Genomic DNA, 13,578 nt, shown 5'->3' with positions numbered 1-13,578 from the left:
TCAATGGATCAGCGCGCCGAGCGGGAACGCGAAGGGAACCCATTGCCGCACGAGTTCAGGACCGATCACGAGGCAGACGAGGCCCGCGCCGGCCAGGAAGGGACCGAACGCGATGGGGATGTCCTTGTGCGCCAGCTTGCCGACGACGCGCAGGGTGATACCGATCACGGCGCCCACCAGTGAAGAGACGAGGATGATGGCGATGAGGTAGTCGGCGCCGAGCCAGACGCCCAGTGCCGCGAGCAGTTTGAAGTCTCCATAGCCCATGCCTTCCTTGCCCGTGACCAGGCGGTAGGCATGGTACACAAGCCAGAGGCTCAGGTAGCCGAACACGGCGCCCCACACGGCCGAGCTCAGGGGCACGCCGGTCCAGCCCATGGCCGCGCCGACAAGGCCGAGCCAGAGGAGGGTGTAGTTCAGCGAATCGGGCAGGAACTGGGTGTCGAAATCGATCAGGAACTGGCAGATCAGCAGCGCAGCGAACGCTGCCCACAAGGCGCCGGTGGGTGTAAGGCCGAAACGCCAGCCGCACAGGGCGAAGAGGGCGCCGGTGACCAGCTCGACCAAGGGATAGCGCGGGCTGATCGAGGTCTTGCACGAAGCGCAGCGGCCGCGCAGGAACAGGTAGCTCAGGACGGGGACGTTTTGGTACCAGCGGATCTTGTGGCCGCAGGCGCCGCAGCGCGAGGCGGGGCGGGTGAGATCGAAGGGCGGGAGGTTCTCGATCGCCGTTGCGGCCTTGTCCGCCGCGGCTTCGAGCCCTGCGGGCGGCGAGGTCTTCGGGCCGAAGACCAGCGACCAGAGCGAAGGCGCGTCCCTCGACGTCATCAGGTTGGCGACGGCATCGGAGAGCCAGGCGCGGTACATCATGATCGGCGTCCGGTAGATCACGACATTGAGGAAGCTGCCGATCAATAGCCCCAGCACGCCGGCCAGGACGGCGTCGAACCCTTGCGAAACCGACATCAGACGACTTGGCCGAGCTTGAAGATGGGCAGGTACATGGCGACCACGATGCCGCCGATGATCGTGCCGAGAAACACGATGATGATGGGCTCCATCAGGCTGGAGAGGCCAGCGACCATGTCGTCCACCTCGGACTCGTAGAAGTCGGCAGCTTTGCCCAGCATGTGATCGATGGAGCCGGATTCTTCGCCGATGGCGGTCATCTGGATCACCATCGAGGGGAAGAGATTGACGTTGGTCATGGCCGTAGTCAGGCTGGTGCCGGTCGAGACCTCTTGCTGAATCTTGGCCGTGGCGTCGCCGTATACGGTGTTGCCCGAGGCACCGCCCACCGAATCGAGCGCTTCGACCAACGGTACGCCTGCTGCGAACATGGTGGCCAGCGTCCGGGTCCAGCGGGCCACGCAGGACTTCTCGATCAGCACGCCGAAAATGGGGATGCGCAGAAGCACGCGGTCCATGACCTTTTGAAAGCGCTCATTGCGTTTCCATGCCTGCATGAAAAAGTAAAGTCCGCCGCCAAGTCCGCCGAAGATCAGCCACCAGTAAGAAACGAAGAACTCGCTCATGCCGATAACAATCAACGTCGGCGCGGGCAGGTCGGCGCCGAACGAGGTGAACACCTGCTTGAAGGCCGGAATGACGAAGATCATGATGATCGCGATCACCACGAAAGCGACGACGATCACCGAGATCGGATACATCAACGCTGACTTGATCTTCGACTTGATCGCCTCGGTCTTTTCCATGTAGGTGGCAAGACGATCGAGCAACTCTTCGAGAATACCGGCCGCTTCGCCGGCTTCCACCAGGTTGCAGTAAAGGTTGTCGAAGTACTTCGGAAACTTGCGAAAGGCGCCCGATAACGACGTGCCGGTTTCCACATCGCTGCGGATGTCGTTGAGCAGCTTTGCAACGCTCGCATTCGCATTGCCGCGACCGACGATGTCGAAGGACTGCATCAACGGCACGCCGGCCTTCATCATCGTCGCCAACTGGCGCGTGAAGATCGCGATGTCCTTGGGCTTGATGGCTTTGCCCGAGCGCAAGCGACGCTTCTTGATCTTGGAGGCGAGCACGCCCTGGCGGCGCAGCGCAGCCTGCACCTGGTTCTCGCCGGCGGCCCGGAGTTCGCCGCGCACCAGCTTGCCGTTGCGGTCCTTGCCTTCCCACTCGAAGACAAATTCCTTGTGCGTGATCTGGGAGGAGCGGGGGGATGCCACTGTTGCCATTCGATCTCCGGTATTCGGTGTTCGTTATTCGTTGGTGCAGGCCACCACTTCTTCGAGCGAAGTGAGCCCCTGCATGACTTTTCCGAGGCCCGACTGGCGCAGCGAACGCACGCCCTCGGCTTCGGATTGCTGCGCGATGTCGAGCGCGCTGCCATCGCGCAGGATGATTTCCTGGATGGCCTCGGTGATCGGCATCACCTGGTAGATGCCGACCCGGCCCTTGTAGCCCCCGCTGCATGCGGAGCAGCCGACGGGCCGGTAAGGCTTCCACGTGCCGTCTAGGTCCGACTCCTTGAAGCCCGCCTCGAGCAGCGCTTCCCGTGGGATGTCGACTGGGACGCGGCATACGGTGCACAAGCGGCGCGCGAGCCGTTGCGCGGTGATCAAGATCACGCTCGACGCGATGTTGAACGGCGCGATGCCCATGTTGCGCATGCGCGTAAGCGTGGTGGGCGCGTCGTTGGTGTGCAGCGTCGAGAGCACCAGGTGACCGGTCTGCGCGGCCTTGATCGAGATATCGGCCGTTTCGAGGTCGCGAATTTCGCCAACCATGATGATGTCGGGATCCTGGCGCAGGAAGGCGCGCAGCGCCGTGGCGAAGGTCAGTCCGGCCCGTTCGTTGACGTTGACCTGGTTGACGCCGGGCAGGTTGATTTCGGACGGGTCTTCCGCCGTCGCGATGTTGACGCCCGGCTGGTTCAGCAGGTTCAGGCAGGTGTAGAGCGACACCGTCTTGCCCGAGCCCGTCGGGCCGGTGACGAGCACCATGCCGTAAGGGCGGCCGATCGCATGGAGGAGCCGTTCCTTTTCGACAGCGTCGTAGCCCAGCGCATCGATGCCCAGGCGGGCACTGCTGGGATCAAGAATACGAACCACGATCTTCTCGCCGAACAGCGTGGGCAACGTGCTCACGCGAAAGTCGATCACGCGGTCCGGCCCGATCTTGAGCTTCATGCGGCCGTCCTGCGGCACGCGTTTTTCGGAGATGTCGAGCCGGGAAATGACCTTGATGCGGGACGCCAGCTTGTCCTTGATGACCGTGGGCGGGCTCGCGATTTCGCGCAGTTCGCCGTCGACCCGAAAACGCACGCGGTAGTGATGCTCGTAAGGCTCGAAATGAATGTCCGAGGCTCGCATGCTGACTGCGTCGAGCAGCATCTTGTGCAGAAAGCGCACGACCGGCGCATCTTCCACCTCGGCAACAGCTTGTTCGCTGGCATCGCCCGAGGTATCGGCGCCGACATCGTCGAATTCGAACTCGGCGCCGACGATGCTGTTGATGGTCTCCGCTGCAGTCGCCGCGGCGGCTTCGATCATTCGCGAGAGCTTGTCGTATTCCGCGATGACCCAGTCGACCCCCATCTGGGAGGCGAACTTGATCTTTTCCGCCGCCTGCTGGTCCGACGGATCGGCCGTCGCGACGATAAGGCGGTTGTTGCGCTTGCTGAGGACGACGATGCGGTACGCGAGGCACAGCTTGGGATCGAGCAGGTCCTTGGGCAGGCGCTGTTGATCAATCGCATCGAGATCGAGCAACGGGGCGCCGAACGCGGTGGAAAGGGTGTGGGCGAGATCCGCTGCCGAAACGGCGCCGGTGCCGGTCAGCTCCGCGATGAAGCTGGTGCGACCGCTCAGGGACTTCTGGTAGATGTCCTCGGCGATTCTTGCAGGCAGTTTGCCGGCCGAAACGAGAGCGCGCGCCAAGCCCGGGAGGGCAATCTGCGAGAGTTCTTTAACTGGAAGTTCGGCAGCGGCCATTCAGCGAATGCAAAAGATGTGAGAAAGTGCTTCACGATCATCGCTCATCGCCCCTGTGCTGTAAATCGCTACACAGCAACAGGGATGGCCATTATTTGTGCCAGCCAAAGGCTGGTCGGGGTGAGAGGATTCGAACCTCCGGCCTCTACGTCCCGAACGTAGCGCTCTACCAGGCTAAGCTACACCCCGATTGGTTGCAAGAAAAAGAAGTCGTCCTAGATGCCAACTCTGGAGAGGTGTTTCAGGCACGTCGCTCAAGCAACTGAGCCGCCAATTGTAGCAAACCGGAAGCATGCGAATTGGACGGAAAGTCGCGCAATGCATCTATTGCGCGTTTGGCTTCGGCCGCGGCGGCGGCGCGGGATGCATCCAGCGCACCGGTTTCGCGAACGATCTCTACCACCTTGCCCAATTGAGCTGTGTCACCGGCCTCGATGGCGGCGCGCACCAGCCCGCTTTGCGCGGGGGTGCCTCGCTGCATGGCAAAGATGAGGGGAAGCGTTGTCTTGCCTTCGCGGAGGTCGTCGCCGACGTTTTTTCCGGTTTCCTGGGCATCACCTGCGTAATCAAGAACATCGTCGATCACCTGGAAGGCGGTGCCCAGTGCCTGTCCATAAGTGGCGCAGGCCTCCTCGACTTCCGGCGCGACGCCGGCCAGCACGGCGGCAAGCCGGGTGCTGGCTTCGAAAAGCTTGGCGGTCTTCGAGCGGATCACGCGCAGGTACGCCGTTTCGTCCAGCGATGCGTCGTGCATGTTCATCAACTGAAGCACCTCGCCCTCGGCGATCACGTTGGTTGCTTCGGCCAGGATTTCCATCACGCGAATGTTGTTTGCATCCAACATCATCTGAAATGCGCGCGAGTACAGAAAGTCGCCGACCAGCACGCTGGCCGGGTTGCCGAAGGATTCGTTGGCGGTTGCCCGTCCACGTCGCAGGGTCGATTCGTCAACCACGTCGTCGTGCAGCAGTGTGGCGGTGTGGATGAATTCCACCACGGCGGCCAGGTTGAAGCGTTGCTCGCCTGTATAGCCCAGTGCGCCGGACATCAGCAGCAGCAGTGCGGGCCGCAGGCGCTTGCCGCCAGCGGAGATGATGTATTGGGAGACTTGGCTGACCAGCGGCACGCCCGTATCGAGGCGGCGCGCGATCACGCGGTCGACTTCGACCATGTCGCCGGCAATCAGGTCCAGCACGGTGGCGGTGGGGGAGGTGTCGGCGGCGGGGACTGGCAAAGCGGGGGCGCGGGGCGCTGCTGAAGATGAAGGCGGCCCAGGGGCCGGAAGGCGCAAATTATAGGGAGGGCGGCCTGCTTGCCGGGGCTCGGCGGAGGCAATGGGTGTTAGCAAGCACAAACCGCGCTATAATCTTGGGCTCTGCGGAATTCGCTGCAGAGACTCATTTCTAAGAGGTCTTACATGTACGCGGTCATAAAAACCGGCGGCAAGCAGTATCGCGTTGCTTCCGGCGAAAAAATTAAAGTAGAACAGATTGCTGCGGACGTAGGCCAGGAAATCGTGATCGACCAGGTTCTGGCTGTCGGAAACGGCGCTGAAATCAAGGTTGGCACGCCCCTGGTGTCCGGCGCAACGGTGACAGTCACAGTACTGTCGCACGGCAAGCACGACAAGGTCGGCATCTTTAAGATGCGCCGTCGCAAGCACTATCAGAAACGTCAAGGCCATCGCCAGCAGTTCACCGAACTGCAAATCGGCGCGATCGCCGGCTAAGGAGCACATTCCATGGCACAGAAAAAAGGCGGCGGCTCAACGCGAAACGGGCGCGATTCCAAGCCCAAGATGCTCGGCGTGAAGGCGTTCGGCGGTGAACTGATCAGCGCAGGCTCGATCATCGTGCGCCAGCGCGGCACCCAGTTCCACCCCGGCGTGAACGTCGGCGTGGGCAAGGACCACACGCTATTTGCACTGGTCGACGGCCATGTGTCGTTCGGTCACAAGGGTGCGCTCAACAAGCACATGGTCAACGTGACCCCCGCGGCGTAAGCCTCGCGTCACTTCGATCAGCCCGAGGCCCCGCTTTGCCGGGGCTTCTTCATTTGTAAACTGGACATCCCATGAAGTTCGTCGACGAAGCCTTCATCGACATCGCCGCCGGCGATGGCGGCAACGGCTGCGTGTCGTTCCGTCATGAGAAGTACAAGGAATTCGGCGGCCCCAATGGCGGCGATGGCGGCCGCGGCGGCCACGTTTTCGCGGTGGCCGACTCGAACCTCAACACCCTGGTCGATTTCCGCTATTCGCGTCGGCACGAAGCCAAGCGCGGCGAGCACGGCATGGGCTCCGACATGTTCGGCGCCGCGGGCGACGACATCACGCTCAGGGTGCCGGTCGGCACGATCATCACCGACGCCGAAACGGGCGAAGTGCTGTACGAGCTCCTGACCGAAGGCGAAGTCATCACCATCGCCAAGGGCGGTGATGGCGGCTTCGGCAACATGCGTTTCAAGAGCGCCATCAACCGTGCACCGCGCCAGAAGACGCCCGGCTGGCCCGGTGAAAAGAAGAGCCTCAAGCTCGAGTTGAAGGTGCTGGCTGACGTCGGCCTGCTCGGCATGCCGAATGCGGGCAAGTCGACGCTGATCAGCGCCATCTCGAACGCACGGCCCCGTATTGCGGACTATCCCTTCACCACCCTCCATCCGAATCTCGGCGTCGTGCGCGTCGGTCCGGAGCAGAGCTTCGTGGTGGCCGACCTGCCTGGCCTGATCGAAGGCGCGTCCGAAGGCGCTGGACTCGGTCATCTCTTCCTGCGCCATCTGCAACGCACGCGGCTGCTGCTGCATGTGATCGACATGGCACCGTTCGACGATGCCGTCGACCCGGTCGCCCAGGCCAAGGCCATCGTGGGCGAGCTGAAGAAATACGACGCAGCGCTGTACGACAAGCCGCGTTGGCTGGTGCTGAACAAGCTCGACATGGTGCCCGGCGACGAACGCGCGGCGCTGGTCAAGGACTTCGTCAAGCGACTGCGTTTCAAGGGCCCGGTGTTCGAGATATCGGCGCTCACGCGCGAGGGCTGCGAGCATCTGGTGCAGGCCGTCTACCAGCAGGTCAAGGCCCAGCAGGTGGCGGAACAGGAGCCGGTCGAGGTCGATCCGCGCTTTGTCCCGCTGCCGCCCGATCCGGCCTGAGTGCGGCGGGGCATCGGAATCGATGCTCATCGGTAGATCACAAAATCAGCAGCACTCACGACCGCGACACTCCTCCATGACCTCGAATTCCGGATCCACTGCCTTGCGGGATGCCCGCCGTATCGTCGTCAAGGTGGGCTCCAGCCTCGTGACCAATGAGGGGCGTGGTCTCGACGAGGCCGCCATCGGCGAGTGGTGCCGACAGCTCGCGCAGCTGGTTCGCGACGGCCGCGAGGTCGTGATGGTGTCCAGCGGCGCCATCGCTGAAGGCATGAAGCGCCTCGGCTGGCGCACCCGGCCCCACGAGATTCACGAACTCCAGGCTGCCGCGGCCGTCGGTCAGATGGGCCTGGCCCAGATGTACGAGACCAAGCTGCGCGAAAACGAGATCGGCAGCGCCCAGGTCTTGCTGACCCACGCCGACCTCGCCGACCGCGAGCGCTACCTCAATGCGCGCTCGACCCTCGTCACGCTGCTGCGCCTGGGCGTGGTGCCGGTCATCAACGAGAACGACACCGTCGTCAACGACGAGATCAAGTTCGGCGACAACGATACGCTCGGTGCGCTCGTGGCCAACCTCGTCGAAGCCGATGCGCTGATCATCCTCACGGACCAGAAGGGCCTCTATACGGCCGACCCGCGCAAGGACCCGGACGCGAAATTCGTGCACGAAGCAGCGGCCGGCGATCCGGCGCTCGAGGCCATGGCGGGCGGCGCGGGCTCCAGCATCGGCCGCGGCGGGATGATCACCAAGATCCTGGCCGCCAAGCGCGCGGCCGGCTCGGGCGCATCGACCGTGATCGCCTGGGGCCGCGAGGCCGACGCCCTGCTGCGCCTGACGCGCGGCGAGTCCATCGGCACGCTGCTGGTGGCGCAGACGGCCAAGCACCAGGCGCGCAAGCGCTGGATGGCCGACCATCTGCAACTGCGCGGCGCCGTCGTCGTCGACGCGGGTGCCGCGGCCAAGGTGCGTGCCGAGGGCAAGAGCCTGCTGCCGATCGGCATGACGGGCGTGTCGGGCGAGTTCTCGCGCGGCGACGTGATCGCGGTGCGCGACGCGGAGGGTGTCGAGCTGGCCCGAGGCCTGGCCAACTATTCGAGCGTGGAAGCGCGCCTCTTGTGCCGCAAGCCGTCCGGCGAGTTCGAGCGCTTGTTGGGCTATGTCGCGGAGCCGGAGATGGTTCACCGCGACAACATGGTGCTGATGCCCAGCTGATTGGCAAAAGAAAAACGGGGCCCAGGGCCCCGTTCTTTCATCTCGGCGTCGCTTTGCTTACTGCACTTCGCGAACCGGATTGCGGATGTTCTGCACCATTTCCCCGACCGAGCTGCGCGGCGCGTTGCCGCGGCAGATGCCCTGGCTGGACAGCGCCACCGTGTAGCGCGAGTTCAGGTCGTTGATGCGCTTCCATTCCTGCTTCGTCACTTCCTGCCATGTGCCGTTGTTGTAGCGCGCATAGCTCTTCATCTCGGCGGTCGAGCAACGCACGCCTTCGTAGAAGGCGTTGACGGCGCCGCCGCTGCGATTGCTGGCCACCACCACGTAGCGCACGATGCCGTCGGGCGTGATCGTGATCGTTCCCGGATCGATGCCGAACTTCAGGGTCATGTACGGAGGCATCTCGATCGGCAGCAGACGGCTTTCGCTGAATGCCGGGGGTGGGGGCGCTTTGGTTTCCTCCCACTCCTTGTCCGTCTCGGACCGCTTGGGTGCGGGCGCCGAACCCGCCTGCGCCCAGTCGGGGTTGTCGGTGTCGTACTTGCCCGAGGCGCAGCCGGCGAGGATGCCGAAGCAGGCGAGAAGAAGGACGCGCTCAACGTTGCGTCGGAAAGAAAGGCGCGTTGCTGTTGGGAGGAGGAGGTTCATCGCTCGCAGAGGGAATGTCGGGATGCGGATCGAAACTGCCGCCGGGCGGCAGGTCGAGGCCCGCGGGCGCTCCGGCGTCCAGCGGATGGCGCTCGAATTCTCGGGCGCGCACGTTGCTGCGCAGGAAGCGGTTGCGGAAATCCTGCCGTGGCAGGTAGCGAGCAAGCTCGGTGAGCGCCATCTCGTAGACGCCGCGCTTGAACTCGACGACAACGTCGAGCGGCACCCAGTAGTCATGCCAGCGCCAGGCGTCGAATTCGGGATGGTCGGTTGCACGCAGGTTGAGATCCCAGTCGTGGCCGGTGAGTTGCAGCAAATACCAGATTTGTTTCTGGCCCTTGTAGTGGCCCCGTGCGTCACGGCGGATGAACCGATCCGGCACCTCGTAGCGCAACCAGTCGCGGGTACGGGCCACGATGCGCACATGCTCCGGATGGAGCCCCACTTCCTCGTGCAGTTCCCGGAACATGGCTTGCTCGGGACTTTCGCCGCGGTCTATGCCGCCTTGCGGAAACTGCCAGGAATGCGTGCGTATGCGTTTGCCCCAGAAAACCTGGTTTCTCTGGTTGAGCAGGATGATGCCGACGTTGGGCCTGAAGCCGTCCCGGTCGAGCATAATCAAACCCCAATTTTTGAACTGAGTCGATTATGCATGCCGGGTTGCCCTCGGCAAGCTGCGATGCAGGCTCTCAGGGTCTCTCCGGGGGAGCAGTCCCCCACTTCCGAACGTCGAATCCAGCGAATTCAGCACACCGATCCCGATGAAAGCTTCCCGATTTTTTGTCTCCACCCTCAAGGAAGCGCCCGCCGATGCCGAGGTCGCGAGCCATCGGCTGATGATGCGGGCCGGCATGATCAAGAAGCTCGGCACGGGCATCTACACCTACATGCCGATGGGGCTGCGCGTGATCCGCAAGGTCGAGGCGATCGTGCGGGAAGAAATGAACCGCGCCGGCGCCGTCGAGCTGACGATGCCGGTGGTCCAGCCGGCCGAGTTCTGGCAGGAGACCGGCCGCTTCGAGAAGATGGGCCCCGAACTCTTGCGCATCAAGGACCGGCATGACCGCGACTTCGTGATCCAGCCGACCAGCGAAGAGGTGGTGACCGACATCGCGCGCCAGGAAATCCGTAGCTACAAGCAGCTGCCGAAGAATTTCTACCAGATCCAGACCAAGTTCCGCGACGAGCGCCGTCCGCGCTTCGGCCTGATGCGCGGGCGCGAATTCATCATGAAGGACGCCTACAGCTTCGACCGCGACCTCGACGCGGCCAAGGCCAGCTACCAGGTCATGGCGCAGGCCTACCGCAACATCTTCGACCGCTTCGGCCTGCGTTACCGCGCCGTGGCGGCCGACAGCGGCGCCATCGGCGGCGACCTGAGCGAAGAATTCCAGGTGATCGCCGCCACGGGCGAGGACGCCATCGTCTACTGTCCCGACAGCAATTACGCCGCCAACATGGAAAAGGCAGAGGCGCTCGCCCCGGCCGGCCCGCGCCCCGCGGCCGCCAAGGCGCTCGAGAAGACGCCGACCCCCGGCAAGAGCACCTGCGCCGACGTGGCCGAGCTGCTCGGCGTGCCGCTTGCAACCACCATCAAGTCGCTGGTGCTGGCCACCGACCTCCTCGACGAGGCCGGCAACCCGAAGGGCTCGCAGGTCTGGCTGCTGCTCCTGCGCGGCGACCACGACATGAACGAGATCAAGGTCAGCAAGGTGCCAGGCCTGGACCAGGGCTTCCGCTTCGCGACCCTCGCCGAGATCGACGAGCACTTCGGCTGCAAGCCCGGCTATCTCGGCCCGCTGAACCTCAAGAAGCCCGTCAAGCTGGTGGCAGACCGCGAGGCTGCCGTGCTGGCCGACTGGATTACCGGTGCCAACGAAGTCGACTTCCACATGACCGGCGTCAACTGGGGCCGCGACCTGCCCGAACCGGAAATCGTGGCCGACCTGCGCAACGTGGTGGCGGGAGACGCCTCGCCCGACGGCAAGGGCGTGCTGGCCATCGAACGCGGCATCGAGGTCGGGCACGTCTTCGTGCTGGGCACCAAGTACAGCAAGGACATGAACGCCACGTACCTGGACGAAGGTGGCAAGCCCCAGTTCCTCGAGATGGGCTGCTATGGCATCGGCATCACCCGCCTGCCGGCCGCCGCCATCGAGCAGAACCACGACGAGCGCGGGATCATCTGGCCCGACGCGCTGGCGCCGTTCACCGTGGTGGTCTGCCCGATCGGCATGGACCGCAGCCCCGAGGTCAAGGTGGCCGCCGAGGCGCTCTATGAGACGCTGCTCGCCAAGGGCGTCGACGTGCTGCTCGACGACCGCGGCGAGCGCCCCGGCGCGATGTTCGCCGACTGGGAACTGATCGGCGTGCCGCACCGCGTGGTCATCTCCGACCGCGGCCTGAAGGAAGGCCAGCTCGAATACCAGCATCGCCGCGACACGGCTGCGACGAAGGTGCCGTCGGCCGGTATCGCCGACTTCATCGCCGGCAAGCTCGCCGCATGAGCTTCACCGGCCGTTGCAACGACGACCCAAGGGCAGCCGCCGCGGCGGATGGCATGGCCATCTCGCGGCGCAAATGCCTCGGCGTTGCCGCGGCTTCGGGCGTCCTGTCGCTGACGGCGTTGCCGCAGGCCGCATTTGCCGGTGCCCAGATCGAAGAGCCCCTGATCGACTCGGTGCGCACCGCGTTGAGTTCGGCCATCCACAACAAGGCGCCGCCGGTGCCGGAGTTCACGACCACCGAGGCGCGCCTGGCCTACCTGCGCTGGCTCGGCGAAATGAGCGAGCGGCTCAAGAAGAAGATCGCCGACTGGCCTTCGCGCAAGGAATTCCTGCAGACCATCTGGTACGAGGCCAAGCGCTCGGGGCTCGACGTGAGCCTGGTGCTCGGGCTGGTGCAGGTCGAGAGCAACTTCCGCAAGTTCGCCGTGTCGAGCGCTGGCGCCCGTGGCTACATGCAGGTCATGCCGTTCTGGACCCGCGTGATCGGCGACAGCGATTCGGCCAAGCTCTTCCACATGCAGACCAATCTGCGCTTCGGCTGCGTGATCCTGCGCCACTACCTCGACCGTGAGAACGGCGACCTGTACATGACGCTCGGCCGCTACAACGGCAGCCGCGGCAAGTCGCCGTACCCGAATGCGGTCTTCGCGAACCAGCGGCTCTGGGCCTACGACGACAAGGCACGGGAACGCGAAAGAGATCGCGAGCGCGAAAAGGACCGTTCGGCAGCTTGAATCTCACTTTCGCGAATATGCGAAAGCGGCCTGCCCAGCGGTGCGAGCCAGAACTTCGAGCTAGGTCTTTGTGACCATGACCTGGTCGATGCGGTAGCTGTCCACGTCCATCACCTCGAAGGTGTAGCCGGCCCAGGTCACACTGTCCGTCCGCTTCGGTACACGGCGCAGCATCACCATCAGGAAGCCCGCGAGCGTCTCGTATTCGTCCGCATGCGGCAGCTCGTCGATCTGCAGCGCGCGCTGCACGTCCTGGATCGGCGTGATGCCATCGATCAGCCACGAGTTCTCGTCGCGCTTCACGATCTGCTCCTCGTCGGGCATCGAGACGAGGTCGCCCATCACCGTGCTCATCACGTCGTTGAGCGTGATCACGCCCACCACCAGGCTGTACTCGTTGACGATGATCGCGAAGTCTTCATGCGCCTGTTGGAACTGCTCGAGCACTTCGGTCAGCGAGAGACGGTCGGGAATCACCAGTGCCTTGTGCAGCGTGAGGCCCTGGTCGAAGGCCAGCGGCTGGCCGCTGAGCACGCGCTGGAACATGTCCTTGGCATCGACATAACCGAGCACATGGTCGATGTCGCCGTCGCACACCGGATAGGCTGAAAAAGGCTCGGCCACGATGCGGGCGCGCAGCACCGACTCGGGATCGTCGTGCAGGAACCAGGCGATGCTGTCGCGCGCCGTCATCACGCTGCTCACCAGGCGCGTCTCCAGCTCGAACACGTTGGCGATCACCTGCTGCTCGCGCACCGCGAGGACGCCCGCGCGAGCACCCGCTTCGGTCATCGCGAGGATGTCGGCCGAAGTGATCTTGTCGTCACGCGCCATCGGCATGCCGAGCACCTTGAACAGCAGGTCGGTGCAGCGGGTGAAGAACCAGACCAGTGGCTTGAAGGTGGTGATCAGCAGCAGCATCGGCCCGACCATGCGCACCGCGATGCGCTCCGGGTCGCTCATGCCCAGGCGCTTGGGGAACAGGTCGGCGAACACCAGGAACACCGCGATGACGATCACGAACGAGCAGAGGAACGCCACGTTCGCGGACGCTTCCACGCTCAGCCAACTCTCGAAGAAACGCGCGAAATACGGGCTGAGCGAGCCCTCACCCACGACACCGCCGAGGATCGCCACTGCGTTGAGGCCGATCTGCACCACGGTGAAGTAATGGCCGGGCTGCTCCTGCACGCGCAGCACGCGCTCGGCCCGCGGATCGCCCTCGTCCGCCATCTGGCGCAGGCGAAGGCGCCGCGAGGCGGCCAGGGTGATTTCGGCAAGGGAGAAGAACGCGCTCATCGCGATCAGCAAGACGATGATGAGCAGGCTTTGGGTGAGGTTCATGGTGGCACGGCGAAGAGTGC

At 64.0% G+C, this 13,578-nt stretch carries 13 protein-coding genes and 1 tRNA gene; 6 read left to right on the top strand and 8 right to left on the bottom strand.

Going from position 1 to position 13,578, the window contains the following annotated elements:
- The 5 genes from ACSFA7_RS25865 to ACSFA7_RS25845 all read right to left on the bottom strand — a co-directional run bounded on the left by ACSFA7_RS25865 (window position 1) and on the right by ACSFA7_RS25845 (window position 5,190).
- Window positions 1-966: a prepilin peptidase gene (locus ACSFA7_RS25865; protein WP_435501997.1), complete on the bottom strand. Its 966-nt coding sequence runs from the start codon at window positions 964-966 to the stop codon at window positions 1-3.
- The gene (locus ACSFA7_RS25860; protein ID WP_435501996.1) at window positions 966-2,198 is read right to left on the bottom strand and encodes a type II secretion system F family protein; all 1,233 of its coding nucleotides are present in this window, start codon (window positions 2,196-2,198) and stop codon (window positions 966-968) included. Before ACSFA7_RS25860 ends, ACSFA7_RS25865 begins: the two co-directional genes overlap by 1 nt.
- Window positions 2,199-2,222: 24 nt before the next feature.
- Window positions 2,223-3,956, bottom strand: a complete 1,734-nt coding sequence (gene pilB, locus ACSFA7_RS25855; RefSeq protein WP_435501995.1) for a type IV-A pilus assembly ATPase PilB — start codon at window positions 3,954-3,956, stop codon at window positions 2,223-2,225.
- A gap of 112 nt (window positions 3,957-4,068) precedes the next feature.
- Window positions 4,069-4,145 (bottom strand) — tRNA-Pro (locus ACSFA7_RS25850).
- Window positions 4,146-4,197: 52 nt separating this feature from the next.
- A complete protein-coding gene (locus ACSFA7_RS25845; RefSeq protein ID WP_435501994.1) occupies window positions 4,198-5,190 on the bottom strand; it encodes a polyprenyl synthetase family protein in 993 nt (330 codons plus the stop codon).
- Window positions 5,191-5,373: 183 nt separating this feature from the next.
- Here ACSFA7_RS25845 and rplU point away from each other — a divergent pair, with 183 nt between their 5' ends.
- From rplU to proB, 4 genes are all read left to right on the top strand, one after another.
- Complete coding sequence (rplU, locus tag ACSFA7_RS25840; RefSeq protein ID WP_042578903.1) at window positions 5,374-5,685, top strand: 50S ribosomal protein L21; 312 nt, start codon at window positions 5,374-5,376, stop codon at window positions 5,683-5,685.
- Between the two features lie 12 nt (window positions 5,686-5,697).
- Entirely contained in the window at window positions 5,698-5,958 is a 261-nt protein-coding gene (rpmA, locus tag ACSFA7_RS25835) for a 50S ribosomal protein L27 (RefSeq protein WP_013543198.1), read from the top strand.
- A gap of 71 nt (window positions 5,959-6,029) precedes the next feature.
- Window positions 6,030-7,106, top strand: a complete 1,077-nt coding sequence (cgtA, locus tag ACSFA7_RS25830) for an Obg family GTPase CgtA (RefSeq protein ID WP_435501993.1) — start codon at window positions 6,030-6,032, stop codon at window positions 7,104-7,106.
- A 76-nt stretch (window positions 7,107-7,182) separates the two neighbouring features.
- Window positions 7,183-8,322, top strand: coding sequence for a glutamate 5-kinase (gene proB / locus ACSFA7_RS25825; protein WP_435501992.1), 1,140 nt, complete (start codon window positions 7,183-7,185; stop codon window positions 8,320-8,322).
- Window positions 8,323-8,379: 57 nt separating this feature from the next.
- Here the strand turns inward: proB and ACSFA7_RS25820 are convergent, their stop codons facing one another.
- Window positions 8,380-8,973, bottom strand: coding sequence for a CNP1-like family protein (locus ACSFA7_RS25820; protein WP_435501991.1), 594 nt, complete (start codon window positions 8,971-8,973; stop codon window positions 8,380-8,382).
- Complete coding sequence (locus ACSFA7_RS25815; protein ID WP_435502125.1) at window positions 8,921-9,589, bottom strand: RNA pyrophosphohydrolase; 669 nt, start codon at window positions 9,587-9,589, stop codon at window positions 8,921-8,923. Before ACSFA7_RS25815 ends, ACSFA7_RS25820 begins: the two co-directional genes overlap by 53 nt.
- Before the next feature lie 145 nt (window positions 9,590-9,734).
- Between ACSFA7_RS25815 and ACSFA7_RS25810 the strand changes: the two genes are divergently transcribed.
- Entirely contained in the window at window positions 9,735-11,480 is a 1,746-nt protein-coding gene (locus ACSFA7_RS25810; RefSeq protein ID WP_435501990.1) for a proline--tRNA ligase, read from the top strand.
- A gap of 53 nt (window positions 11,481-11,533) precedes the next feature.
- Window positions 11,534-12,214: a lytic transglycosylase domain-containing protein gene (locus tag ACSFA7_RS25805; protein ID WP_435502124.1), complete on the top strand. Its 681-nt coding sequence runs from the start codon at window positions 11,534-11,536 to the stop codon at window positions 12,212-12,214.
- 60 nt (window positions 12,215-12,274) lie between these two features.
- On the opposite strand, the gene paeA is transcribed toward ACSFA7_RS25805, so the two are convergent.
- Window positions 12,275-13,558, bottom strand: a complete 1,284-nt coding sequence (paeA, locus tag ACSFA7_RS25800; RefSeq protein ID WP_435501989.1) for a polyamine export protein PaeA — start codon at window positions 13,556-13,558, stop codon at window positions 12,275-12,277.
- Between the last annotated feature and the right edge of the window lie 20 nt (window positions 13,559-13,578).

Origin of the sequence: Variovorax trehalosi, assembly GCF_051216415.1 — a bacterium.
Lineage (GTDB): Bacteria > Pseudomonadota > Gammaproteobacteria > Burkholderiales > Burkholderiaceae_C > Variovorax.
Note: the sequence above shows the minus strand (reverse complement) of the source record. Positions and strands in the feature narration are given on the sequence as shown.

Bases quoted from the DNA above. Each gene is read 5' to 3' on its own strand.
- ACSFA7_RS25810 (WP_435501990.1), top strand. From the start codon at position 9,735: ATGAAAGCTTCCCGATTTTTTGTCTCCACCCTCAAGGAAGCGCCCGCC.
- paeA (WP_435501989.1), bottom strand. From the start codon at position 13,558: ATGAACCTCACCCAAAGCCTGCTCATCATCGTCTTGCTGATCGCGATG.
- rplU (WP_042578903.1), top strand. From the start codon at position 5,374: ATGTACGCGGTCATAAAAACCGGCGGCAAGCAGTATCGCGTTGCTTCC.
- ACSFA7_RS25815 (WP_435502125.1), bottom strand. From the start codon at position 9,589: ATGCTCGACCGGGACGGCTTCAGGCCCAACGTCGGCATCATCCTGCTC.
- pilB (WP_435501995.1), bottom strand. From the start codon at position 3,956: ATGGCCGCTGCCGAACTTCCAGTTAAAGAACTCTCGCAGATTGCCCTC.
- ACSFA7_RS25805 (WP_435502124.1), top strand. From the start codon at position 11,534: ATGGCCATCTCGCGGCGCAAATGCCTCGGCGTTGCCGCGGCTTCGGGC.
- ACSFA7_RS25865 (WP_435501997.1), bottom strand. From the start codon at position 966: ATGTCGGTTTCGCAAGGGTTCGACGCCGTCCTGGCCGGCGTGCTGGGG.
- rpmA (WP_013543198.1), top strand. From the start codon at position 5,698: ATGGCACAGAAAAAAGGCGGCGGCTCAACGCGAAACGGGCGCGATTCC.
- ACSFA7_RS25860 (WP_435501996.1), bottom strand. From the start codon at position 2,198: ATGGCAACAGTGGCATCCCCCCGCTCCTCCCAGATCACGCACAAGGAA.
- cgtA (WP_435501993.1), top strand. From the start codon at position 6,030: ATGAAGTTCGTCGACGAAGCCTTCATCGACATCGCCGCCGGCGATGGC.
- ACSFA7_RS25820 (WP_435501991.1), bottom strand. From the start codon at position 8,973: ATGAACCTCCTCCTCCCAACAGCAACGCGCCTTTCTTTCCGACGCAAC.
- proB (WP_435501992.1), top strand. From the start codon at position 7,183: ATGACCTCGAATTCCGGATCCACTGCCTTGCGGGATGCCCGCCGTATC.